The following is a 23,386-nucleotide window of genomic DNA, read 5'->3' on the forward strand; positions in this document are numbered from 1 at the left end:
GTATGGAGTATGGGAACGCCATCATTTTGAGGATTGTCGGTTCAGTCAAATCGATCAAGGCTTCAATTTTTCTTGGCCGCCGGGTCTGGAAATTGGCGTGTCAAGAAAACACTTTTGCCTTATGCTTCACCAACGAGCATAAAAATTGGCCGAATGCTGGAGTTAGGAAATGCCATCAAGCAGTCCGATAAAGATGACCGGTTCAGTACAGCAGATGGACCCGATCTGGCATGCAATCCGGGCGGAAGCGGAAGAGACCGTCCGTAACGAGCCGCTGCTTTCCACGTTCCTCTATTCGACGATCTTGAATCACCAGTCGCTCGAAGAAGCGGTTATCCACCGTATATCGCAGCGCCTCGACCATCCCGATATGGAATCGGAGCTGTTGCGCCAGACCTTCAACACCATGCTGGAGGCCAATCCGGCGTGGTCGCAAGTGCTGCGCGTCGATATCCAGGCCGTCTATGACCGTGACCCTGCTTGCACGCGCTTCATCGAGCCTGTGCTATATTTCAAGGGCTTCCAGGCCATTCAGACGCATCGCCTCGCCCATTGGCTGTGGAAGGAAGGGCGCATCGATTTTGCCCTTTATCTGCAAAGCCGCTCGTCATCGGTGTTCCAGACCGATATTCATCCGATGGTGCCGATGGGCCAGGGCGTGTTCTTCGATCATGCAACCGGCATTGTCGTCGGCATGACGGCTGTGATCGAGGATAATGTCTCCATCCTGCAAAACGTGACGCTAGGCGGTACGGGCAAGGAGTCGGGCGACCGCCATCCGAAGATCCGCAACGGCGTGCTGATCGGCGCCGGCGCCAAGATTCTCGGCAATATCGAGATTGGTCACTGCTCAAAGGTTGCCGCGGGTTCCGTGGTTCTGAAGCCGGTTCCGCATAATGTCACCGTCGCAGGCGTGCCCGCACGCGTTGTCGGCGAGACCGGTTGCGCCGAGCCTTCACGCGCCATGGACCAGCTCATAACAAACTTCGACTAAGCGGAAACACAGGTCTCCACGCGGCACGTGGCAGCAATCAGCCCTTTACACGGCTGACTTCTGCGTGCCAAAAGCGCTCAAGCAAATACGACAGGAGACCCCAGTGAAACCCGAAGAACTGAAAAAACTCGACAGCTATTTCAAGCGCACGTTCCGGAACATGGACCTCACTGTCAAGGCACGCCCGCGCAAGGACGATTCCGCCGAGCTTTACATCGGTGAAGAATTTCTCGGCCTCATTTACAAGGATGAGGACGAAGGCGAGCTCTCCTACAATTTCTCCATGGCAATCCTGGAGATGGATCTCTGATCCATCCAACGTTCGGTAAGGAGCATCCATGCCGATATTCAACCTGGATGGACACGAACCTCAGTTCGAGCGCCGCAGTTCGAACTGGATCGCGCCGGACGCCACGATCATCGGCAAGGTGTTTCTCGGCGAGGACGCTAGCATCTGGTTCGGCGTGGTTTTGCGCGGCGACAACGAACTCATCCACGTCGGGCGCGGTTCCAATGTTCAGGAACATGTCGTCATGCACACCGACATGGGCTTTCCCCTGACGATCGGCGAGGGCTGCACGATCGGGCACCGCGCCATGCTCCATGGCTGCACCATTGGCGACAATTCGCTGATAGGCATCGGAGCGATCATCCTGAATGGTGCGAAGATTGGCAAGAATTCACTCGTCGGCGCTGGCGCGCTTGTCACCGAACGCAAGGAATTTCCCGATAATTCGCTGATTGTTGGTTCGCCCGCCAAAGTGATCCGCACTCTGGACGATGCCGCGATTGAAAGTTTGAGGCTGTCGGCCCTTCACTATGTGGAAAACGGCAAGCGCTTCATGCGCGGCATGGAGATCGCCTGACACAAGAAGACCGGCTCCGCTGAAGGAGTCGGCGTTCTGCGTCGAGGTGTCGGTTATTGCTCGATGCTGCCGACGAGTACCTGTCGGTCGTCGTTGATCGAAACCCATGCGCCGGTATTGTTCGTCGCCTGGCGCTTCAGGTAGTCATAGCTCGTTTCACTCCAGGCCTTGATGCGCGGCTCCAAATTGTCGAGTACATAGTCGCCGCGGTCGGTGCGGACCGTCAGCACCGCATGGCCTTCGCCATTCATCTGCCGCACGACGGTGATGAGGAGATCGCTCAGCGGGACGCCAGCTTCATTGATGAGTTTGCGTTTCAAAAGAACGTAGTCCTCGCAATCGCCCTTGGTTGTCGGATAGGACCAGACCTCGGCCTTTCCCCACATATCCATGTCCGTTGCAGGCTCGATCTTGGCGTTGACGCTGCTGTTGACCTGCACGAGCAGGGCCCATGTCTTCGACGTCAGCGCAACGGGCTGCTGATTGCTGCTCTTGATGTTGCATTCATTCTTGTAGGTTTGGCAAAATTCGTAATGCCCGATCGGCTGCGATGTGCGTGAGCCGGTCTTCATGAACGGCGCATTGGAACTGACTGGATCTGCGCTAGCCGCCAGGCAGGAAGCCAACAGCGCCACTCCAACCAAGATTGTCTTTTTTATCATACCGTCGTCTCCCCGGTTGAGACGACAATGACAGAGAGAGTTTGATCGACCGGAAATGCATGTGAGTAAATATGAATCAAATCGGTAGCAAAAAATAAACGAATTTGACTATAACCATGTATTAAGTTTTATTATTGTTTTATTTAAAGTAGATTATAAATGAAATTTCGAAAGTATAATAAAATTAAACATCGGTTACTGTGAGAAAAGCGTGATTGAAAATCGATTAATATGTTCGGGAAAAGGGCTCAGGCCGGCGTCGTGAACAGGCCGCAATCTTGCCAATGATGTTCACCGATGATGAACCATATCGGTAGAATTGTTTGCAGCCGTTGTTTTATACAGCAGCGTTGCCATGCGCTCGGTTGCCGCGATAATGGCATTGCACATCTCGGCCTCGAAGGGTGAGTGACCGGCATTTTCAACGATGACCAAATCGCCATCTCTCCAGACTTGCGAGAGTTCCCAAGCGGTGACTAAAGGCGCCTCGAGGTCACATCGGCCTTGTATCATTACTCCAGGTTTTCCGTTGAGGCGTTCGGCATTCTTCAGGATGTAGCCGTCCTCGAGCCAGGCATTGTGATGGAAATAGTGGGTTATGATCTTCGCGCGGGCCACGCAAAAGGCGGGATCGGACCATTTTACCGAAAGCTTCGACACACCGATAGCACCGATGGAGGCTGCTTCCCAATCGTGCCAACTCTGGGCCGCACGCTCGCAGGTTTCTTTATCGTCGCCCTGAAGGAGACGATAGTAGGCTGCGACGAGATCGCGATCATGATCAAGGGCGCGTGCCCCTTCCGTGAACCGCGCCCATTCTTCTGGGAAAAGCGGAGCGATGTCCCGGTAAAGCCAATCGATCTGCGATCGACGCGTTGTCGTTACACCTGCCAAGACGAGGGAAGTTACGCGATGGATGTGCCGAAGGGCGTAGGCAAGTCCCAATGTCGAACCCCAGGACATTCCGAAAACCAGCCATGCTTCGATGCCGAGGTGCTCACGAAGCACCTCTATGTCTCGAATAAGATGGGCGGTCGTGTTGGCGCTCAGATCAGTTGTACTTTCACTCGCATGCGGCCTACTTAGCCCGCAGCCGCGCTGATCAAAGACGAAAACACGATACTTGGCGGGGTCGAACAGGCGGATCGAACGAGCCGAGTGGCCAGAGCCCGGGCCGCCGTGGAGGATTAGCGCGGGAGTGCCGTTCGGATTTCCGTAACTCGCGTAGTAAATTTCATTGCCGTCACCAACGGCAAGCATGCCTCTGTCAAGCGCTTCTGTTTCCGGATAAAGGGGCATCATGAAAAATCCGCAAAAGTATTAAGATGATTATCGCCACGTCATCAGCGATATTCGTGAATTCATTATGACAGCCGGATTAAATGAACTCAGTGCTCGAGCGCCAAGCCAATGGTGTCACGGCTCTGGACCGTGGCAAATTCGATGGCGATGCCTTCTTCGAAATGCCGGACGACCCGGCCACGCATCGTCCCGAGCACGACCTCGCTGTTGAGGGCAGGGCGTATGCGAATTTCCACGGCAGCGCCGGAGATCGACAGGTCGATGATGCGGCAGGGGTACTGGCGCCCGTCGGCCATGGAAAGCGTGCTGATCGGATTGCGCGGCGCAACACGCTGGTGGCGGCGGTCTTCCGGCATGTCGAGTTCATGCTTGTTGGTAAGCCAGGTCAACTGCGCCGCGATTTTGTTCTTCTTGCGGTCGGACGCCACAAGGGAGATCAGAAAGCCGCCACGCACCGCGCGCTCGACCGTACCTTCAATCCGACCGATGTGATCGATGTAGGCGATGACGCGCTCGCCATTATGCGCCATGACATCCGTGGTTAGGATGGCATTGCCGGGTGACATTTCCTCGATCTGGCAGGCGTGCTCGGTCCGGTCTTCGAGCATGAAGCGGCCATAAAGCTGCACCTTCACACTGAAGAATTTGCCCGTGGCGGCAGGGCTATGGCTCGGAACGTCACGGTGGAGTTGCATAAAGGTGTCCAGATGGCGGAATCTAGGAGGTGGGTGGTGCTCATAGACTAAGACACAAGTCTTAATGCCAAGGTAACAACAACTGGTGGTTGCTCATAAATTGCTAACCTCGCCCATTAACGGAGCGAACCGCGAAGCAGAAATTGCTACGACTTGATCCTGCCGCCTTCGATGACGCGTAGATGCCCGACCTTTCGACTAACCAGTGTGCGCGATGCGGAAGGCGGGAGAACTGCCTCCGGCGCTACAACCAAATCAGTCTCGTGCCGGGTTTGGCGCGGGTCCACAAGAGAGACCGTTTGGATGTGATTTTCAACTATTGCATCGGATTCAAGCCAGAATGGCCGGCCGACAACCGTAATTATTCCCATGAGATGACGTTCGTTTGCCTCGCTGGCGAGCGGCAGAAGGACGAACTTGAACAAGGTCTTGCGGCCGCGTGCGCTGCGGCCCTCACAGTCGATCTGAACCGCCGTCTTGCTTGTCATGCAATTCTTGACGAGGCGCAGGATGCTGTTGCGATCTTTGGGCTGCCATAGTGACGCAAAGGGCTGGCGGCCGAGTTCCTTGCCGTAAATCGCGCAAATGCGGGTGCCGGCCAGCCGGAAACGGGGTTCGCCCGACCCACTCGACTGCAGGATGAAAGTGTCTGGAAGCCGTGCGCCGAGGGCAGCCGGTACAATTTCCCGTCGCTCAGGAGCCGCGCGCGGTCCGCGCAGCCTGTCCCAATAGGCGAAAAGCCTGCCAATATCATCGTGCCGCATGAGATCGATTTTCCGGACGCCGAAGCGATTCTGCTTCTGTCCGCCTGACTCTGACAGGCGCCCTTGAAAGGTGCTACCTGGGAAGTGGCAAGGTCCACCGCGGCTGGCAATTAACGTTAACAATTGGTTTCGATTGAGCGCTGGCTCCGTCTGTGAGACAAAGACCCCATTGGAGATTGCAGATACGAATGCTCATGAAACTTACGGCCGCTCGCTTCCAGCTGAGCGGCCTTTTCTTTTGGTGCTTGCCTTGGCGATGCGCCCCGAACCGGATAGCTTGCCCCGGAAACAATAACGAGGCGGTGCATGAGCGAGCGAGGGGACATCCGAAAAAACACCACCGGCCGCGAGCCCGTTTTCAATATTCCTGGCATCATTCTCGCCATCATGGGCTTGTGCGCGCTCGTCTATATCGCCGAGGCATATGTCCTTGATGAGCAGCAGGCCGACACTCTCCTGTTGAATTTTGCCTTCATTCCCGCACGCTTCTCGCAATATGGCGGGTTCTATTCCCCCTCGGCCTGGCTGACGATGGTTACCTATTCGTTCATGCATGGCAGCTTCGCCCATATTGCGCTCAACATGATCTGGCTTGCCGCATTCGGCTCGCCGTTGGCGGCCCGCATAGGGCCCTTGCGCACAACATTGTTCTGGATTGCTACGGCCGTTGCGGCCGTCCTGACCCATTTTGCCGTCTATCCCGACAGCATGACGCCGCTCGTCGGTGCCTCAGGTGCTGTTTCGGGAATGATGGGCGCGGCCGCCCGCTTCGGTTTCCGCAGGTCGGACTCACGCAATTCCGCAGCATTCGTCGGCGATATCCTGCCCATCAGCGTTGCCCTGCGCATGCGCTCGGTCATTGTGTTCCTGGGCGTCTGGTTCGTTACGAACATAGTCACCGGCCTGCTTTCCGTCGGGGTGGACAATTCTGCGACAATCGCATGGGAAGCTCATATTGGCGGCTTTCTGGTGGGTTTTTTCGGCATATCCCTGTTTGACAGGCCTGATCGTGGTCGTACGGACGTAGATCTGTTGGTATAATTGCTCAGTAGTTGCAATAAGCGCGACTTACGCGCACGATGAACCTAGACCATCGGATGTAATTGGGGGATTTCGGCGGTCGAATGTCGATTGTGCAAGGAGGATGTACATGACAGTCAAAATGATACTCGAACGCAAGGGTTACGACGTCTTCAATACGAATCCGGAGACCACCCTCGGCCAAGCGGTCGCCATGCTTGCCCAACACAAGATTGGTGCGATTGTCGTCTGCAATGACAAGAGAGCGATAAAGGGCATTCTTTCCGAGCGCGACGTGGTGCGGGCGATTGCCGCGGAAGGCGCCGACGCACTGGCGAAGCCCATTTCGGAAATCATGACCGTCAAGGTCAGCGTGTGCAGCGAACGCCACACGGTCAATCAGGTCATGGAGATGATGACGCGCGGACGCTTCCGCCACCTTCCGGTCGAGAAAGACGGGCAGTTGCACGGCCTTGTGTCGATTGGTGACGTCGTGAAGCTTCGTATCGAAGAGGTCGAGCGGGAATCCGAAGAGATTCGCAGCTACATCGCAACGGCTTGATTAGGCTCAGAAAACCAGCTTCTGCATGCGCTCGAGTTCACCGAGGCGCGCCATGGTCTCTTCATAGCCGAGTTTGATCGCTTCGTCTGCGCGATGAAACTCGGCAAGACCGACATGGCCGATTTTCGGCAGGAGCGCGATATCAGGTGGATCGCCCGCCATACGCGCCCGCGAGATGCGGTCCTGGATGATGTTGAATGCCTCCATCATCACGCCGGTAATTCCGAGCCGCTTGGAAGCTGGACGGCTTGCTGCAATTTCGCCGTCGCCCCTCGCCGAGATAGGACCCTCTGCCGCGTGCTTGATGACCGCAGCGCGTCCGAACTGATCGTAGTGCAGGTTGACCGCCACGACGAGCGGTTGCTCATGTGCGCGGCACACCGATACCGGCACCGGATTGACCAATGCGCCATCAACCAGGGTGCGGCCATTGCAATCCACCGGCTCGAACACGCCGGGGAGGGCATAGGAGGCGCGCATCGCCGTAATCAGGCTTCCGCGTGTAAGCCAGATTTCGTGGCCTGTGTTGATTTCGGTACAGACGGCGATGAAGGGCTTGCTGAGTTCTTCGATCGAAAGCTCTTCGAGGTGGTCGCGTAACCGCCTGTCGAGTTTCATGCCGCCGAACAGGCCATTGCCTCGGAACCGCAGGTCGAGCAGGCTGAAAATGCCGCGCTTGGTCAAGCTGCGGGCAAAATCCTCGAGCTGGTCGAGCTTGCCGGCGAGATAGCAGCCACCGACGAGAGCGCCGATCGAGGTTCCGGCGATCATGGAAATCTCGATGCCGGCCTCGTCGAGCGCACGAAGTACACCGATATGCGCCCAGCCGCGCGCCGCGCCGCCGCCCAGCGCCAGGGCAATGGGTGTCTTCCGCTCTCGCGGCTGCTCTGGTGCGATCAACTGCACGCCCGGGCTATCACTGATGCCGATTGATTCTGCTGCGCGCAACCGGCGCGATGCCCATTCGAGCATGGCACACACTCCTGACGTCGTACTGGCTCATTATCCCTCTGCATTGGTATCCAAAGGATAAATATTGCGGAATTGTGACCCCTTAGCCAACCAAGGAAATAGGATTACAAAGGTCGATAATGGCGGTTACGAGGCATAGAGGGTATCGCGGCCATATTGGCCCTATGGCTAAGTAGGCTCTACTTTGTCTCTAACTGCATTACCAATGCGGATGTTCCATTTGCGGTCACCACCTGACGATAGAAGCAGGAACGGCGACCCGTATGACATGTCGGGCCATCGCCGGCGACCCGGACCTTGAGCCAAAGCGCGTCCTGGTCGCAGTCAGTGTGCATCTCGATGACAGTCTGCAGATTTCCCGACGTTTCGCCCTTTTTCCACAGCGTGCCGCGTGAACGCGACCAATAATGGGCAATGCCTGTCTCAAGGGTAAGGCGCAACGCCTCAGCATTCATATGCGCAACCATCAACAGCTGGCCATCGCCTATATCGGTAACGATGGCGGTGATCAGCCCGGACGCGTCGAAGCGCGGTGCGAACACCGCGCCCTCTTCGTTCTGATGTTTGTCAGCGAGCGGTTCCGAGAAGTCAGTCATAAACGTGACCGGACTATCGGCCTTTGACGAGTGTCATGAACCGGACTTGTTCGTTGACATCGGACTTGTAGGTGCCGGTGAAGGTGGTCGTGGTCGTCGTCGAACCGGACTTGCGGATTCCGCGCATCGACATGCACATGTGTTCAGCTTCGATCATCACGGCAACGCCACGCGGCTGCAGCGAATTCTGAATGGCATTGGCAATCTGCGCGGTCATGCTCTCCTGCGTCTGTAGGCGGTGTGCATAAATATCAACGACGCGGGCGATCTTGGAAAGGCCAACGACCTTCTCGCCATCAGGCAGGTAGGCAACGTGGGCTTTGCCGACGATCGGTACCATATGGTGCTCGCAATGCGAGAAGAACGGGATGTCCTGAATGAGAACAATATCCTCGTAGCCGGCGATTTCTTCGAACGTGCGGCCGAGCACCTCAGCCGGATCCTGTCCATAACCTGAAAACAGTTCCTTGTAGGATTTGGCAACGCGTTCCGGCGTGTCGAGCAATCCTTCGCGGTCGGGATTGTCGCCTGCCCACAGCAGCAGCGTACGCACTGCGTCTTCAGCTTCCTGTTGACTGGGGCGTTTCGAATTGTCCTGCTTGGCCGTTGCCGACTGCAAGTTCTTAATTACCGCATCCATCGCGATCTCCCGTAGCCGCCCTCAAAGGAGCGACGAGTTAAACGGCAATACACGATAGTCGTTCTGGCGAACGGACGGTGTATTGAAGCTAGCATTGACGGATCTGCCAACGCCACCAGCATGTTATCGAAAGAGAGAATTTAATCTATTCGACTTTGTGCTGGCCTACTCACATACTATATAGAGATCGAGCATGGAATTCATAGGGTAAAACGATACGGATTGACGCAATTGCGATGAACACTGTGTCGAGAACAGGCATCCATCATGATCAATGACGTTTATAACGGGCGCATTCTCGAGTTTGCCGGGAATATTCAACGGGTTGGCCGCCTTTCAGATCCCGATGCCACCGCGACGGCACATTCGAAACTGTGTGGCTCGACGGTTATCGTTGATTTGAAGATGAAGGATGGCGTTGTCTCCGATTTTGCCCATGACGTTCGTGCCTGCGCCCTGGGCCAGGCCTCGTCTTCGATCATGGCGCGACATGTCATCGGCGCGACGGCGCAGGAATTGCGCGAGGTCCGCGATACGATGTTCAGGATGCTCAAGGAGAACGGGTTACCGCCCGAGGGTCGCTTCGAGGACCTGAAGTTTCTCGAACCCGTGCGCGACTACAAGGCGCGCCACAACTCCACAATGCTGACGTTCGACGCGGTCGTCGATTGCATCAACCAGATCGAAAAGAAGACCGCAGAGGCTGCGGCCTGACAAGCGCCATGTGCGACCAAAAGCTGCGCGATCAAACGCGACCTTCATCCCGCTATAGCAGGAACTGGAACGGACCCTGGCGAAAAACGCCTGGCCGGCTATTCGGTACCGGCTTGGTGCGGCTTTACCAGCTCACACTGTCCGGCTTTATCGGGAATTCCTGCCGCCACCTGCCGACCTGTTCGGAATACGCCTACGAGTCGATTGCGCGCCATGGACTGTGGTCGGGTGGGTGGATGGGGCTCTTCCGGCTCATGCGCTGCGGACCAGGCGGAACCCAGGGCCTCGATCCCGTACCGACGACGCTCGAAAGCCGCTATGTCTGGTACATGCCCTGGCGCTACTGGGCGATCGCCTCACGCAAAAGCTGAGGGGTACTTTACGCCAGCCGAAACAGGCTTTAGAAGTCCGCTCGCCGGCAGGAAGTCCGGTTGTTCAACACCACCCGCAATCGTTGGCGGGACTGGATAGGAGTGGTTATATGTCCGAGGCAGTTGCCAAGACTGTGTCCCTGCGTTTCCCCGATGGCTCCCAGCGCGACTACGACGCTCATCTGACGGGGACGGAACTTGCAGAATCGATTTCCAAATCACTGGCGAAGAAGGCGGTCGCTTATGCGGTCGATGGCGTCGTGCGCGATCTTTCCGATCCGCTGCAAAAGGGCGGTGCGGTCGAGATCCTGACGCGTGACGATCCCCGCTCGCTCGAACTTATCCGGCATGATTGTGCCCACGTCCTTGCCGAAGCTGTCCAGGAATTGTTTCCCGGGACTCAGGTCACCATCGGCCCCGTCATCGAAAACGGATTCTACTACGACTTCGCCAAGAACGAGCCGTTCACGCCCGACGACCTGCCGGTGATCGAGAAGAAGATGCGGGAGATCATTGCCCGCAACAAGCCGTTCACCAAGGAAGTCTGGTCACGCGAGAAGGCCCGCAAGGTTTTTGCCGAGAAGGGCGAGGCCTACAAGGTCGAGCTCGTCGATGCCATTCCCGAGGGCCAGGATCTGAAGATCTATGCGCAAGGCGATTGGTACGATCTCTGCCGCGGCCCGCACATGGCTTCGACAGGCCAGATCGGAAATTCGTTCAAGCTGATGAAGGTGGCGGGCGCCTACTGGCGCGGCGACAGCAATAATCCAATGCTGAGCCGCATCTACGGAACGGCCTTTGCCAACGACACCGATCTCAACGCCTATCTCCACATGCTGGAGGAGGCCGAAAAACGCGACCACCGCCGTCTTGGCCGGGAAATGGACCTCTTCCATTTCCAGGAAGAGGGGCCGGGGGTTGTATTCTGGCATCCGAAGGGATGGCGCATGTTCCAGAACCTCGTCAGCTATATGCGCCGCCGTCTCGACAGCCATGGCTACAGCGAAGTCAACGCTCCGCAGGTGCTCGACAAGTCGCTGTGGGAGACGTCAGGTCACTGGGGTTGGTACCGCGACAACATGTTCAAGGTCACGGTTGCCGGCGATGAAACGGATGATGAGCGCGTTTTCGCGCTGAAGCCGATGAACTGCCCGGGGCACGTGCAGATTTTCAAGCATGGCTTGAAATCTTACCGCGATCTGCCGGTAAAACTTGCGGAATTCGGCAATGTCCATCGCTACGAACCTTCCGGAGCGTTGCATGGCTTGATGCGCGTTCGCGGCTTTACCCAGGATGATGCCCACATTTTCTGCACCGACGAGCAGATGGAGACCGAGTGCCTGCGCATCAACGACCTTATCCTGACGACCTATGCCGATTTCGGCTTCGAGGGCATTACGGTGAAGCTGTCGACGCGTCCCGACAAGCGCGTTGGGTCGGATGAGCTTTGGGACCGCGCCGAAGCAGTGATGAGCAAGGTGCTCAACACGATCGAGGCGCAGTCGGGCGGCAAGATCAAGACGGCGATCAATCCGGGTGAGGGCGCTTTCTACGGCCCCAAGTTCGAATACGTGTTGCGCGATGCCATCGGCCGCGACTGGCAATGCGGAACGACGCAGGTCGATTTCAACCTGCCGGAGCGCTTCGGCGCTTTTTATATCGACTCGACTTCGGAGAAGAAGCAGCCGGTAATGATCCACCGCGCCATCTGCGGTTCCATGGAGCGGTTCCTCGGCATCCTGATCGAGAACTATTCCGGACACATGCCGCTGTGGTTTGCGCCGGTACAGGTCGTGGTAGCGACGATCACCTCCGAAGCTGACGACTACGGTGCGCAGGTCGCCAAGGAGCTGAAGGCCGCCGGCCTGCAGGTCATCACCGACTTCCGCAACGAGAAGATCAACTACAAGGTGCGCGAGCATTCCTTGCAGAAAGTGCCGGTCATTCTCGTCTGCGGTATGCGGGAAGCGGAAGAGCGTTCGGTCAATATGCGTCGCCTTGGCTCGCAGAACCAGGTGTCGCTGACGCTGGATGAAGCTATTGCGCAACTGACCGCCGAAGCAACACCGCCTGACTTGGCGCGACTTGCCGCGCAATAGGCTAAAAGTCGAAATATGACGGCGCGGTGACGTTCATCGCGCTGTCACATGATTACGAGAAAATTGTTCAAATTTGTTTCAGCCAAAGGTCTAACGTGCACTTTCCCGAACTCTCCTATGCCAATGACACCCAGTCGCGCCTGACCCAGTGGCTGATCCGGGCCATCGAGGGTATATCGGGCCGCAACTATTATGCGGGCCTCTATGATATCTGGCGCCGGGACATCGTGCCTGCCGGCATCGATGTCTTCTGCCGCATGATGGATCTGATCAATGTCCGGCTGGACGTTCAGGACCAGTGGCCGCCGCGCGATCTGCCGGATACGCCGCTCGTCATGATTGCCAATCACCCCCATGGCATTGGCGATGGTATCGCGGCTCTTGCACTCGCCGAGCAGCTTGGCCGGCCGTTTCGGGTGCTCATCAACAACGATCTCTTGAAGGTGCCGGAAATTCGCCCTTACGCCTTGCCGGTCTGTTTCAATGAAACCAAGGAAGCCATGGCAATGAACATGGCGACACGCCATGAGGCCGTGCGGCTTTTAAAGGAGGGCGTGACGATCGTCGTCTTTCCGGCGGGCGGCGTTGCAACTGCGCCCAAGGGTTTCGGGCGAGCCGAAGACCTGCCGTGGAAGATATTTCCCGCCAAGCTCGTGCAGCAGGCCAAGGCGTCGGTGATACCTGTCTATTTCGGCGGTCAGAACGGCCGTGTCTTCCACCTTGCCAGCAAGGTGTCGATGACGCTGCGCATTTCGCTGCTCATTCGTGAATTCCGGCGCCTATCGGGAAAATCCATCGAAGCGCACGTCGGCAGGATTATCGGCTGGGACGAATTGAAGGGTCTCGAGGACCGCAAGCAGATGCTCGAATACCTCTACAACGCCGTTTTCTCACTTGATCCCAAGTTCCGCCCGGCAACAAGCGCGCTCTAATCCAAGGGCTCTTCGCCATCTGCGGGTTGGCTGGCGCTGGTGGCGGTAGCTGCGCCTTCCGACGCGACGACTTCAACATCCTGGTTGCGGCCGGCGACGACCTTGAAGTCGCGCTGATAGATCTTGTCCTTATTCTTGGCGATGATGACATAGTCGCCCTCGGCCAGAACGATTGACGCAAACGCGCCGACGCTTTCCCTAACGATATCGCCAGACGTGGTAAGCACGGACCAGGCCGTATCGGCCAACGCCTCGCCGCCTTGCTCGCGTACCAGCTTCAACGTCAGCTGCGCCGCCCTGTGCTCGACATTTGCCTCGGTGATCTTGCCGGCCTCGACACGGATATCGGCGCGGATCACGGCATTGGCCGTTCCATAATTGGAAACGATCTGGTAGGTGCCCGTGTTGAGACGCACGACCGAGTCCGGCTTCACATCGGGAATGATGAGCGCGCGCTCGCCGTTTGAATCTTCATGGTCTTCATAGATGGAGAAACGCAACTGATCCGGCGGAATGCGACCGCCACCAGAAAGGACGGCATTGAGTTTGACGCCGCCGGCGTCAAGGATCATCGTCTCCGAGCGTTTGGCGCGCGTCATGGTGATGCGCTTGGTTGCGCCAGCGCGCCCAAACGCAACATGCACGAGATAGCTGCCGGGTGCGAGGTTGAAAGAGGTCGTGCCACCCTTGGCTGTTGCAAGCAAGGCGAGCTTGCCGTCAGCACCGGGCTCGGGAGCGAAGACGCGCCAAACCAATCCGCGGCTGATGGCGCCGCCATCGTCGGAAAGCTTGGCCGAAAGCATGAGTTCGGGTTCGTTTGCCAGCGGGTTGTTGGCGGGAGCCTTGGGATTGGCATATTCGCGCAGATTGGGAATCGTTGGAAGTTCAACCGTCGGCGTCTGCGGCAGATCCGGCGCCAATGCCTGGGCCGTTGCGCCTGGAACATAGATCGCCAGGCCGGCAAACAGGATCGCGATGCGGACATGTCCGCATTTGAAAGCTTTCCGCCCCACCGGGGAATTATTGGCTGCACCCATGTGATGGTTTGATCCGAAGCCGATGGCAATTTCAAGGCTTTTTCGCTATGCCGCACCTTTACTTGGCCCGAGAAACCACCACATTGTCGGCGCATCGCAAAAGCAGGATCATTATGGATACATCTGTGCCCCACTCCGTCATCGAATTCTTGTCGACACGCAGCTCGACGCCTATTTCAGCGATCGGGCTTCCGGCTCCTTCCGACGGCGAGATCGAAACGATGATCCGCATAGCTTCGCGGGTACCTGACCATGGGCGCCTGACACCCTGGCGCTTCATCGTCTATCGCGGCGAAGCGCGCGAGCGGATTGGCACCTATCTTGCGGCCCTGGCCGAGGAGCGGGAGGGGCCGCTCACCGAACAGCGGCGCGAGCAGGAATTGAAACGCTTTGCTCGGGCGCCGCTGGTCATCGGCGTGATCTTTTCTCCGGTCGACCACCACATTCCTGAGTGGGAACAGTTTCTTTCCTCCGGCGCCGCCGCCATGAACCTTTCGCTGGCGGCCAATGCGCTCGGCTACGCAACGAACTGGATCAGCAACTGGTATGCTTCGGACGAGAAGGGCCGGACCTTGCTGGGGCTGGCGCCTCATGAGCGTGTCGCTGGCTTCGTTCATATCGGGACCTGCGCCCAGAAAGTCCCGGAGCGTCCGCGGCCGGAGATAAAGGATATTCTTTCCGAATATTCCGGTCCCTGGGAGGGTTGAGACGGAAAGAATCAGGATGTTGACCTGGCACGGGCCAAGAGGCGCTCGGCGCGTTTGAGATGCGGCCGGTCGAACATCAACCCGTCAATGCCGATAACGCCTGCCGACGGTTCGGCCGCGAACGCATCGACGATCTTCCGCGCCTGGGCGACAGCGTCGGCCGATGGCGTAAAGACCGTGTTGATGATAGGCACCTGCGCCGGGTGGATCGCGAGCTTTGCGATAAAGCCGTCGCGCTCCGCCTCGGTGCATTCGCGTTCAAGGCCGGCATCGTCGCGGTAATTGATATAAACCGTATCGATGGCGGCGACGTCTGCGGCCGACGCGCCGAGGATGGTCACGGCGCGGGCGAGGCGAAACACGTCCGTATAGGCTCCGGTCTCGTTGCGCGGCGAGCGCGCGCCGATTGCCGCCGATAGGTCTTCAGCGCCCCAGCTGAGGCCCGCCAGACGGCCGGAACAGCCCGGATAACTGGCGGCAGAAAGCGTCCCGATGGCAGTTTCGGTGATGAGCGCAAGGATCTTCGTAGCCCCTTCTTCTGCGCCGCTGTTGGCTTCATGCACATTGAGCTTGGCGGAAAGCCGCGTTACGTCCTTGCCACTATTGGATTTCGGCAGAAGGATGCCTTCAGGCATGGCGGGCATCACCGCCGCGAGATCATCATCGGCAAGCCCGCTTGCAAGGTCGTTGATCCGCACGAAAAGCCGGGGCGCGTTTTCGGTCCGATGCGCCCGCAGGAATGCCGACGCGATGTCGCGTGCCGCTTCCTTGCGGGCCGCGCCGACCGAATCCTCAAGATCGACGAGCAGGACGTCGGCGCCGCTTCCCAGACCCTTTTCCAGCTTCTTTTCCGAGTCGCCGGGTACGAACAGAAGTGAACGCATCAGGCTGCATCTTTCGATTTCATCATGGCCTGCCGCGTACATTTGGCGACGAGAATACCGTGCTGGTTGAAGGCCCTGTGTTCGAATTCGACGATGCCGCGGTCGGGCTTGGACTTCGACCGGCGGACCGAGATGACCTGCGTTTCGACACGCACGGTATCGCCATGAAAGAGCGGAGAGGGGAATGTCACGTCGGTCATGCCAAGATTGGCAATGGTCGTGCCGACCGTCGTATCATTTACCGATATGCCGATCATCAGCCCCAGTGTGAACAGCGAATTCACCAGCGGCTTTCCCCACTCGGTCTTCGAAGCGTAATCGAAATCGATATGGAGGGGCTGCGGGTTGAGCGTCATGACCGAGAACAGCATGTTGTCGCTCTCGGTGACTGTCTTGCGCAGCGCATGCTGGAACACATGCCCGATCTCAAATTCTTCCAGATAAAGCCCGGCCATGCGCCTCGCGTCTCCTCTATATTTTTGCGAGAGATTAGGGCTGCTTGGTTGAGTTCGCAACATGTCGCGTGGACATGCATGGTTAACGCGCATGGTGAACGGATCGTAAACTTTTTCCCTTTAGAGTTGTGTCCAATCAAGGGACTCGGGGGCGAAGACAGAATGTCCGTTCAGCATTATGTGAAGATGATTGACAATGCCTCGGTGGCGCAGCGCTGCCATGCGGCGGCTGCCTTGGCGCATATCTACTTGCAGCCCGACCTCGAATTCGACGAGCGGCGCCCCACCGAAGCGGTGTTGACACTCTTGCTCGATGATCCTTCGCCCAAAGTGCGGCTTGCTCTTGCTGAAGCTTTTTCGACGAGCGCCCATGCGCCGGCTCACATCGTTGCCAGCCTCGCGCGTGACCAAATCGAGGTCGCAACCTATATTCTCGGCCGTTCCGTATTGTTGAGTGACGCCGACCTTATCGATTGCGTCGCCGGCGGCAGCGGCGAAGCGCAGCGCCTGGTGGCGGCGCGCGCAAAGGTGTCCTATCCGGTGAGCGCTGCCATTATCGAGATCGGCGAGGTCGAGGCGGTCGCAGCATTGCTCGCCAATAGCCAGGCGCAGATCGCCGACATAAGTTTTCGCAGGCTTGTCGAGCGCCTCGGCCATGTCGCGGAAATCAGGACGCTGCTGATTGATGACAACCGCCTTCCGGCCGATTGCCGGCATGCACTCGCAGTTCGTATCGCCGAAGCCCTGTGTCAGATGGATATGGTCATGGCTCTTATGGGGGAGCGCCGCGCAAAGCGCATCACCCGGGACGCCTGCGTGCGGGCATCCGTCAGTCTCGTCGCGGCAACGCGCATCGATGAATATCCGGCGCTTATCGAGCATCTGCAATTGCGCGGCGACCTGACCACCGCCTTCGTCATTCGGATCGTCGCTGCTGGAAAGATCGATTTCTTTGCCGCCGTTCTGGTTGCGCTCTCGGGTTACAGTCTCGGGCGCGTGCGCAGCCTCATCATCGACGGACGGCCGGCCGCGCTCGGCGCCTTGCTCAGCGCAGCGGGTTTGCCGGTCAGCACGCATCTTCCGCTAAAGGTGGCGCTCGAGGGCTGGCGTAACGTTGCCAACGGCAGACAGGACGTTGGTTCGCCCGAAATCATCCGTCGCATGATCGAGCATCTGGAGCCAATCGGTCGAGATGCGGGCACGATTCCCGCCGCCGCAAATGATGATATGCTGTCTCTGCTCAAACGCATCCACCTCGATGCCATCCGGGAAAATGCGCGCGAACAGGTTCTCGCCATCACTGCCGCGTAGGACGTGAATGGAGCATCATCTGCATTTGATTGCAAAATCGCGGCCGCTTGCGAACGAATAGGCCGGCGGTCGTAACCCGAATTGAAGCATTGTTGCTTTTTTGCTCGGACGTGACGGGCCTTTGGGCCGCATCTGATGCATGGATGCCCAACCTTTTCAATATGATGTGATCGCACGTTGAAGCAAAGCACGATGCCGTATCTGGAGCCTGCTGTTTTAAGACAGTATTACTGACCTAATAATTCATGGTAGACTGCGTGGAAAATGTCAGTGGTTGGGAGGCGATGGCATGTCGAATGACGGTCCCCTTGGAGAATTTGGTCCTTTAAGCCTGCATGTGCCGGAGCCGGCCGTGCGGCACGGCGGCGAGCCGGACTTTTCGAATGTGAATATTCCGGAGGCTGGATCGGTCAGGCGGCCCGAGGTGGACGCCAATCCCGAGGATTTCCGCGATCTCGCCTTTTCGATCATCCGGGTTTTGACCCGCGATGGCGAGGCGGTCGGTCCGTGGGCCGGCATGCTGACCGACGAGCAACTCGTCGAGGGCTTGCGCCACATGATGACGCTGCGCACCTTCGATGCCCGCATGCAGATAGCGCAGCGGCAGGGCAAGACGTCCTTCTACATGCAGCATCTTGGTGAAGAAGCGGTAAGCTGTGCCTTTCGCAAGGCGCTTGCGCCTGGCGACATGAATTTCCCGACCTATCGCCAGGCAGGCCTGCTCATCGCGGACGACTATCCCATGGTCGAGATGATGTGCCAGATCTACTCGAACGAGCGTGATCCGCTGAAGGGGCGCCAGCTGCCGATCATGTATTCGTCGAAAGAGCATGGGTTCTTCTCGATCTCGGGCAACCTTGCGACGCAATATATCCAGGCGGTCGGCTGGGCCATGGCGTCTGCCATCAAGAACGACAGCAAGATTGCGGCAGCCTGGATCGGCGACGGCTCGACCGCCGAGTCGGATTTCCATGCCTCGCTGGTTTTCGCATCGACCTACAAGGCGCCAGTCGTCCTCAACATCGTCAACAATCAGTGGGCAATTTCGACCTTCCAGGGTATTGCGCGCGGCGGATCGGGTACATTTGCCGCGCGTGGCCTTGGCTTCGGCATCCCGGCCCTGCGCGTTGACGGCAATGACTATCTCGCGGTCTATGCGGTGGCGAAATGGGCGATCGAACGGGCGCGGCGCAATCTCGGTCCGACGCTTGTCGAATACGTTACCTATCGCGTCGGCGCGCACTCGACCTCGGATGATCCTTCCGCCTATCGACCCAAAACGGAATCCGATGCCTGGCCTCTCGGCGATCCGGTCATGCGGTTGAAGAATCACCTGATTTTGCGCGGCGCGTGGACTGAAGAGCGTCACAAGCAGACGGAAGCCGAAATCCTCGACACGGTTATTGCCGCGCAGAAGGAGGCTGAAGGCCACGGTACGTTGCATGCAGGCGGCAAGCCTTCGGCGCGCGATATGTTCGAGGGCGTATACGAAACCATGCCGCCGCATCTGCGTCGTCAGCGCCAGCAGGCAGGAGTCTGATCCATGGCCCGCAAAACGATGATCGAAGCCATCCGCGACGCGATGGATATCACCATGGAGCGCGACGATGACGTCGTCGTCTTCGGCGAGGATGTCGGCTTCTTCGGCGGTGTCTTCCGCTGTACGCAAGGGCTGCAGGCGAAGTACGGCAAGACACGCTGCTTCGATGCGCCGATCAGCGAGGCCGGTATCGTTGGCGCTGCGATCGGCATGGCCGCCTATGGCTTGAAGCCCTGCGTCGAGATCCAGTTCGCCGATTACGTTTATCCGGCATATGACCAGATCGTCTCCGAAGCAGCACGCTTGCGCTACCGGTCCAATGGCGGCTTTACCTGCCCCATCGTTATCCGCATGCCGACAGGCGGCGGCATCTTTGGAGGGCAGACGCATAGCCAAAGTCCGGAAGCTCTTTTCACGCATGTATCGGGCCTGAAGGTGGTGGTCCCGTCCAACCCGCACGATGCGAAGGGACTTCTCATATCCGCGATCGAGGATCCGGATCCGGTGATCTTCCTCGAGCCGAAACGCCTCTATAACGGACCGTTTGACGGCCACCATGATCGTCCCGTCACGCCGTGGTCCAAGCATGATCTCGGCGACGTGCCGGACGGTCATTATACTGTGCCGCTTGGCAAGGCTATCAAGCGGCGCGAGGGCAAACAGATGACGATCCTTGCCTACGGTACAATGGTCTATGTCGCAGAAGCTGCTGCCGAGGAGCACGGCATCGACGCCGAAATCATCGATCTTAGGACGCTGCTGCCGCTCGACCTCGAAACGATCGTCGAATCGGTCAGCAAGACGGGGCGCTGTGTCATAATTCACGAAGCGACCCTGACGTCCGGCTTTGGGGCGGAACTAGCAGCTCTGGTTCAGGAACACTGCTTCTACAAGCTGGAAGCGCCGGTTGCTCGGGTCGCCGGCTGGGATACGCCCTATCCGCATGCGCAGGAATGGGACTATTTCCCGGGTCCAGCGCGTGTCGGTCGCGCCCTTGTCGAAACGCTGGAAGGATAGGAGCAGAAGATGGGAGAATATGTCATCAAGCTGCCGGATGTCGGTGAAGGCGTTGCGGAGGCCGAACTCGTCGAATGGAACGTAAAGATCGGCGACCTCGTGCGCGAGGATACGGTGCTTGCCGCCGTCATGACCGACAAGGCAACCGTCGAAATTCCTTCGCCCGTGGATGGCGAAATCCTCTGGCTCGGCGGTGAAATCGGCGAGGTGATAGCCATCGGTTCGCCGCTGGTGCGCCTTAAGATTGAAGGTGAGGGTCATGCACCTGAACCGGCCAAGCCCGCCAAAAGCGAGGCTGCAGGCCCGCAGCCGGAAAAGAAGTCCGAACCGGCGAAGGCAGAGATAGAAAAGCCCAAGGCCAAGCCGGCAGCAGTCGCCGAGCCGCCCCGCGTGACAGCGCCGCCCGTCAGCGGAATTGCGCCGCGCGGCGAGGGCGAAAAGCCGCTCGCTTCGCCTGCAATCCGGCTGCGCGCCAGGGAAGCCGGTGTCGATCTGCGGCAGGTAAGCGGTACTGGGCCCGCCGGACGCATCACCCATGAGGATTTGGAGGCTTTTTTCGCCCGCGGCTCGCAGCGCCCCGGCGTTGCGGCGCTTGCTCCGGACAATTCGATCAAGGAGATCAAGGTTGTCGGTCTTCGGCGCAAGATTGCCGAGAAAATGGCGATCGCCAAGTCTCACATCCCGCACATTACCTATGTCGAGGAGATCGACGTCACCGCGCTCGAGGAACTACGCGCGACGCTCAACGCCAAGAAGCGCGCCGAGCAATCGAAGCTCACGATTCTTCCGTTCCTGATGCGGGCAATGGTCAAGGCCATCGCCGACCAACCAAACCTCAATGCGCTATATGACGACGAGGCCAACATCATCAACCAGTATGGCGGCGTTCACATTGGCATTGCGGCGCAGACCCCGAACGGGCTGGTGGTGCCGGTGGTGAAGCATGCTGAGGCGCGCACGCTCTGGGACTGCGCGGCTGAGGTCAATCTGCTTGCGGATGCCGCAAAGACGGGTTCTGCCACGCGCGAACAACTGACCGGCTCGACGATTACCATAACATCCCTTGGCAGCATGGGCGGCGTGGTGACGACCCCGGTTATCAACTATCCGGAGGTCGCGATCATCGGCGTCAACAAAATCATGGTGCGTCCGGTCTGGGACGGGACGAATTTCGTTCCGCGCAAGATGATGAACCTGTCATCCAGTTTCGACCATCGCGTCATCGACGGCTGGGACGCCGCAGTTTTTATCCAGCGGATCAAGACGCTGCTCGAAACGCCTGCGCTGATCTTCGTGGAGGGCTGACCTATGAAGGACATTTCCTGCAAATTGCTGGTGATCGGGGCAGGGCCGGGCGGTTATGTCTGCGCCATTCGCGCCGGCCAGCTTAACGTCGATACCGTGATCGTAGAAGCGGTCAAGGTGGGCGGAACGTGCCTGCTCGTCGGCTGCATACCATCGAAAGCCTTGATCCACGCAGCCGACGAGTTTGCCAAGGTCGCGCATTTTGCCGCCGGGCAAACCCCGCTCGGCATTTCACTGAAAGAACCATCCATCGATTTCTCGAAGACCATTGCCTGGAAGGACGGCATCGTCAGCCGCCTCAACAATGGCGTCGCTGGGCTTTTGAAGAAGGCCAACGTCAAGATTGTTACCGGCAAGGCAAAATTCCGCGACGGCAAGACGGTCGAAGTCGAGACCTTGACCGGGCAGCAGATCATTCGCGCTGAAAATATCGTGATCGCCACCGGGTCGGCGCCCGTGGAGATTCCGTCATTGCCGTTTGGCGAAAACATCATTTCCTCGGCCGAGGCCCTCGCCCTGCGCGATGTGCCCGAGAAGCTTGTCGTGGTCGGCGGCGGTTACATCGGGCTTGAGCTCGGCACGGCCTATGCAAAACTTGGCTCGAAGGTCACTGTCGTTGAGGCATTGCCAAAAATCCTGCCGCAATATGATGCGGAGCTGACACGGCCGGTATCGCGCAGCCTTTCGGAACTTGGCGTGATGGTGCTGACCGGCGCCAAGGCCAAGGGCATGAGCGCCAAGGGCGATGCGCTCCTGATCGAAACCGCCGATGGCAATGACGACAAGATCCCGGCCGACAAGGTTCTGGTGACTGTCGGCCGCAAGCCGGTGACCTCGGGTTGGGGGCTTGAGGAGATCGACATCGACATGGATGGACGCTTTGTCCGCATCGACGACAAATGCCGCACGTCGATGCGTGGCATCTATGCGATCGGCGACGTGACCGGCGAGCCGATGCTCGCACATCGCGCCATGGCGCAGGGCGAAATGGTGGCTGAGATCGTGGCCGGCGAAAATCGCAGCTGGGACAAGCGGGCCATCGCCGCAGTCTGCTTCACCGATCCGGAGATCGTATCGGTCGGCCTTTCGCCGGACGAGGCAAAGGCCGCCGGTCACGAGGTCAAGGTGGGACTGTTTCCCTTCGTTGCCAATGGCCGCGCCATGACGCAGGAAGGCGAGGAAGGCTTCGTGCGCGTGGTGGCAGCCGCAGGCAATCACCTGATCCTTGGCATCCAGGCGGTTGGCAAGGGCGTGTCGGAGCTTTCGGCAGCATTTGCGCTGGCGCTCGAAATGGGCGCTCGCCTCGAAGACATCACTGGTACGATCCATGCGCACCCGACGCAGAGCGAGGGCTTCCACGAAGCCTGCCTGAAGGCGCTCGGGCACGCATTGCATATCTAAACAGGAGCCCCGCCTGCTCGAAGGATCGCAGGTTCTTAACGTACAAACACAGGATAGGCCCATCCGGCGCATCAGCGCCGGATGAAACTCTTCAGGCTTAACCGACGAGCGTTACTTGCTGGCTGCAGTGTCGGCGTCCTTGCGGGCAAGCCATGCCTCGAGTGACGCTTCTTCCGCATCGTCGATAGCAGCGGCTGCAACTTCGCGCGCAGCGAGCGCATATTCTTCGGCCAGTACGGCGCGATCCTCGAGGCGGTCGATTTCGAGCTGCGTCTTCCACGCGGAAATCTGCTCGTCCGTTGCCGCCTTCTTGGCATCGACCCAGTTCTTGATCCGGGAGTTTGCCGCTGCAACCGAGGCCTTGCCCTCGTCTATACGGCTTTTCACATCATCGAGACGGGTCCGCACATCCTGCTCGGCATCATCTACTTTGCCGTCAATTTTGGCTTTGAGACTATCCAGATTTTCGCTGGCAGCGGTCAGCTTGAGACGGAGGCTTTCGGTGAATTGATCAATCTTCTGGCCCATGGCAATTCCTTA

Annotated in this window: 26 protein-coding genes; 15 read left to right on the forward strand and 11 right to left on the reverse strand. The window is 58.3% G+C overall.

Going from position 1 to position 23,386, the window contains the following annotated elements:
* Positions 1–169: 169 nt before the first annotated feature.
* The 3 genes from cysE to BM074_RS13350 all read left to right on the forward strand — a co-directional run bounded on the left by cysE (position 170) and on the right by BM074_RS13350 (position 1,860).
* Positions 170–994 carry a serine O-acetyltransferase gene (gene cysE, locus BM074_RS13340; RefSeq protein ID WP_091922606.1) on the forward strand — a complete coding sequence of 275 codons (825 nt, stop codon included), beginning with the start codon at positions 170–172 and terminating at the stop codon, positions 992–994.
* 103 nt (positions 995–1,097) lie between these two features.
* On the forward strand, positions 1,098–1,304 hold the full coding sequence (locus BM074_RS13345) for a DUF3126 family protein (RefSeq protein WP_027232526.1): 207 nt from the start codon (positions 1,098–1,100) through the stop codon (positions 1,302–1,304).
* A gap of 28 nt (positions 1,305–1,332) precedes the next feature.
* Positions 1,333–1,860, forward strand: a complete 528-nt coding sequence (locus tag BM074_RS13350; protein WP_091922608.1) for a gamma carbonic anhydrase family protein — start codon at positions 1,333–1,335, stop codon at positions 1,858–1,860.
* Positions 1,861–1,913: 53 nt separating this feature from the next.
* Here BM074_RS13350 and BM074_RS13355 read toward each other — a convergent pair whose 3' ends face one another.
* The 4 genes from BM074_RS13355 to BM074_RS13370 form a co-directional block, all read right to left on the reverse strand.
* Entirely contained in the window at positions 1,914–2,522 is a 609-nt protein-coding gene (locus tag BM074_RS13355) for a transglutaminase-like cysteine peptidase (protein ID WP_027232528.1), read from the reverse strand.
* Positions 2,523–2,813: 291 nt separating this feature from the next.
* The gene (pip, locus tag BM074_RS13360) at positions 2,814–3,824 is read right to left on the reverse strand and encodes a prolyl aminopeptidase (RefSeq protein ID WP_091922610.1); all 1,011 of its coding nucleotides are present in this window, start codon (positions 3,822–3,824) and stop codon (positions 2,814–2,816) included.
* A gap of 86 nt (positions 3,825–3,910) precedes the next feature.
* Positions 3,911–4,519, reverse strand: a complete 609-nt coding sequence (locus BM074_RS13365) for a PilZ domain-containing protein (RefSeq protein WP_027232530.1) — start codon at positions 4,517–4,519, stop codon at positions 3,911–3,913.
* 146 nt (positions 4,520–4,665) lie between these two features.
* On the reverse strand, positions 4,666–5,283 hold the full coding sequence (locus BM074_RS13370) for a PAS domain-containing protein (protein ID WP_091922611.1): 618 nt from the start codon (positions 5,281–5,283) through the stop codon (positions 4,666–4,668).
* A gap of 306 nt (positions 5,284–5,589) precedes the next feature.
* Between BM074_RS13370 and BM074_RS13375 the strand changes: the two genes are divergently transcribed.
* Both BM074_RS13375 and BM074_RS13380 read left to right on the forward strand, forming a co-directional pair.
* Positions 5,590–6,324, forward strand: a complete 735-nt coding sequence (locus BM074_RS13375) for a rhomboid family intramembrane serine protease (protein WP_036814811.1) — start codon at positions 5,590–5,592, stop codon at positions 6,322–6,324.
* 109 nt (positions 6,325–6,433) lie between these two features.
* Positions 6,434–6,865, forward strand: a complete 432-nt coding sequence (locus tag BM074_RS13380; RefSeq protein WP_027232532.1) for a CBS domain-containing protein — start codon at positions 6,434–6,436, stop codon at positions 6,863–6,865.
* 6 nt (positions 6,866–6,871) lie between these two features.
* Here BM074_RS13380 and BM074_RS13385 read toward each other — a convergent pair whose 3' ends face one another.
* From BM074_RS13385 to folE, 3 genes are all read right to left on the reverse strand, one after another.
* Complete coding sequence (locus tag BM074_RS13385; RefSeq protein ID WP_027232533.1) at positions 6,872–7,837, reverse strand: patatin family protein; 966 nt, start codon at positions 7,835–7,837, stop codon at positions 6,872–6,874.
* Between the two features lie 179 nt (positions 7,838–8,016).
* A complete protein-coding gene (gene hisI, locus BM074_RS13390; protein WP_027232534.1) occupies positions 8,017–8,433 on the reverse strand; it encodes a phosphoribosyl-AMP cyclohydrolase in 417 nt (138 codons plus the stop codon).
* 13 nt (positions 8,434–8,446) lie between these two features.
* The gene (gene folE / locus BM074_RS13395) at positions 8,447–9,073 is read right to left on the reverse strand and encodes a GTP cyclohydrolase I FolE (protein ID WP_091922612.1); all 627 of its coding nucleotides are present in this window, start codon (positions 9,071–9,073) and stop codon (positions 8,447–8,449) included.
* 267 nt (positions 9,074–9,340) lie between these two features.
* Here folE and BM074_RS13400 point away from each other — a divergent pair, with 267 nt between their 5' ends.
* From BM074_RS13400 to BM074_RS13415, 4 genes are all read left to right on the forward strand, one after another.
* Positions 9,341–9,787: an iron-sulfur cluster assembly scaffold protein gene (locus tag BM074_RS13400; RefSeq protein ID WP_091922614.1), complete on the forward strand. Its 447-nt coding sequence runs from the start codon at positions 9,341–9,343 to the stop codon at positions 9,785–9,787.
* An 8-nt stretch (positions 9,788–9,795) separates the two neighbouring features.
* Positions 9,796–10,158 carry a membrane protein insertion efficiency factor YidD gene (yidD, locus tag BM074_RS13405; RefSeq protein WP_091922616.1) on the forward strand — a complete coding sequence of 121 codons (363 nt, stop codon included), beginning with the start codon at positions 9,796–9,798 and terminating at the stop codon, positions 10,156–10,158.
* 110 nt (positions 10,159–10,268) lie between these two features.
* A complete protein-coding gene (gene thrS, locus BM074_RS13410; protein ID WP_091922618.1) occupies positions 10,269–12,257 on the forward strand; it encodes a threonine--tRNA ligase in 1,989 nt (662 codons plus the stop codon).
* A 95-nt stretch (positions 12,258–12,352) separates the two neighbouring features.
* Positions 12,353–13,189, forward strand: coding sequence for a lysophospholipid acyltransferase family protein (locus BM074_RS13415; RefSeq protein WP_027232539.1), 837 nt, complete (start codon positions 12,353–12,355; stop codon positions 13,187–13,189).
* On the opposite strand, the gene BM074_RS13420 is transcribed toward BM074_RS13415, so the two are convergent.
* Positions 13,186–14,226, reverse strand: coding sequence for a hypothetical protein (locus BM074_RS13420; RefSeq protein ID WP_091922620.1), 1,041 nt, complete (start codon positions 14,224–14,226; stop codon positions 13,186–13,188). The two genes, BM074_RS13415 and BM074_RS13420, sit on opposite strands and share 4 nt — an antisense overlap.
* A gap of 125 nt (positions 14,227–14,351) precedes the next feature.
* On the opposite strand from BM074_RS13420, the gene BM074_RS13425 reads away from it, so the two are divergent.
* Positions 14,352–14,933 carry a nitroreductase family protein gene (locus BM074_RS13425; RefSeq protein ID WP_091923003.1) on the forward strand — a complete coding sequence of 194 codons (582 nt, stop codon included), beginning with the start codon at positions 14,352–14,354 and terminating at the stop codon, positions 14,931–14,933.
* Positions 14,934–14,944: 11 nt separating this feature from the next.
* Here BM074_RS13425 and BM074_RS13430 read toward each other — a convergent pair whose 3' ends face one another.
* Together BM074_RS13430 and BM074_RS13435 are read right to left on the reverse strand one after the other, a co-directional pair.
* Complete coding sequence (locus BM074_RS13430; protein WP_091922622.1) at positions 14,945–15,817, reverse strand: HpcH/HpaI aldolase/citrate lyase family protein; 873 nt, start codon at positions 15,815–15,817, stop codon at positions 14,945–14,947.
* A complete protein-coding gene (locus BM074_RS13435; protein ID WP_091922624.1) occupies positions 15,817–16,272 on the reverse strand; it encodes a MaoC family dehydratase in 456 nt (151 codons plus the stop codon). Before BM074_RS13435 ends, BM074_RS13430 begins: the two co-directional genes overlap by 1 nt.
* A 162-nt stretch (positions 16,273–16,434) precedes the next feature.
* Between BM074_RS13435 and BM074_RS13440 the strand changes: the two genes are divergently transcribed.
* The 5 genes from BM074_RS13440 (at position 16,435) to lpdA (ending at position 22,846) form a co-directional block, all read left to right on the forward strand.
* Positions 16,435–17,583 (forward strand): DUF2336 domain-containing protein, encoded by a 1,149-nt coding sequence (locus tag BM074_RS13440; protein WP_091922626.1) that lies wholly within the window; start codon positions 16,435–16,437, stop codon positions 17,581–17,583.
* Between the two features lie 289 nt (positions 17,584–17,872).
* Entirely contained in the window at positions 17,873–19,123 is a 1,251-nt protein-coding gene (locus BM074_RS13445; RefSeq protein ID WP_027232544.1) for a 3-methyl-2-oxobutanoate dehydrogenase (2-methylpropanoyl-transferring) subunit alpha, read from the forward strand.
* Between the two features lie 3 nt (positions 19,124–19,126).
* A complete protein-coding gene (locus BM074_RS13450) occupies positions 19,127–20,140 on the forward strand; it encodes an alpha-ketoacid dehydrogenase subunit beta (protein WP_027232545.1) in 1,014 nt (337 codons plus the stop codon).
* Between the two features lie 9 nt (positions 20,141–20,149).
* Positions 20,150–21,445: a dihydrolipoamide acetyltransferase family protein gene (locus BM074_RS13455; protein WP_091922628.1), complete on the forward strand. Its 1,296-nt coding sequence runs from the start codon at positions 20,150–20,152 to the stop codon at positions 21,443–21,445.
* A gap of 3 nt (positions 21,446–21,448) precedes the next feature.
* A complete protein-coding gene (gene lpdA / locus BM074_RS13460) occupies positions 21,449–22,846 on the forward strand; it encodes a dihydrolipoyl dehydrogenase (RefSeq protein WP_091922629.1) in 1,398 nt (465 codons plus the stop codon).
* Between the two features lie 111 nt (positions 22,847–22,957).
* Here lpdA and BM074_RS13465 read toward each other — a convergent pair whose 3' ends face one another.
* A complete protein-coding gene (locus BM074_RS13465) occupies positions 22,958–23,374 on the reverse strand; it encodes a hypothetical protein (protein ID WP_091922631.1) in 417 nt (138 codons plus the stop codon).
* Positions 23,375–23,386 lie beyond the last annotated feature (12 nt).

The organism is Phyllobacterium sp. CL33Tsu (assembly GCF_900113985.1).
Lineage (GTDB): Bacteria > Pseudomonadota > Alphaproteobacteria > Rhizobiales > Rhizobiaceae > Phyllobacterium > Phyllobacterium pellucidum.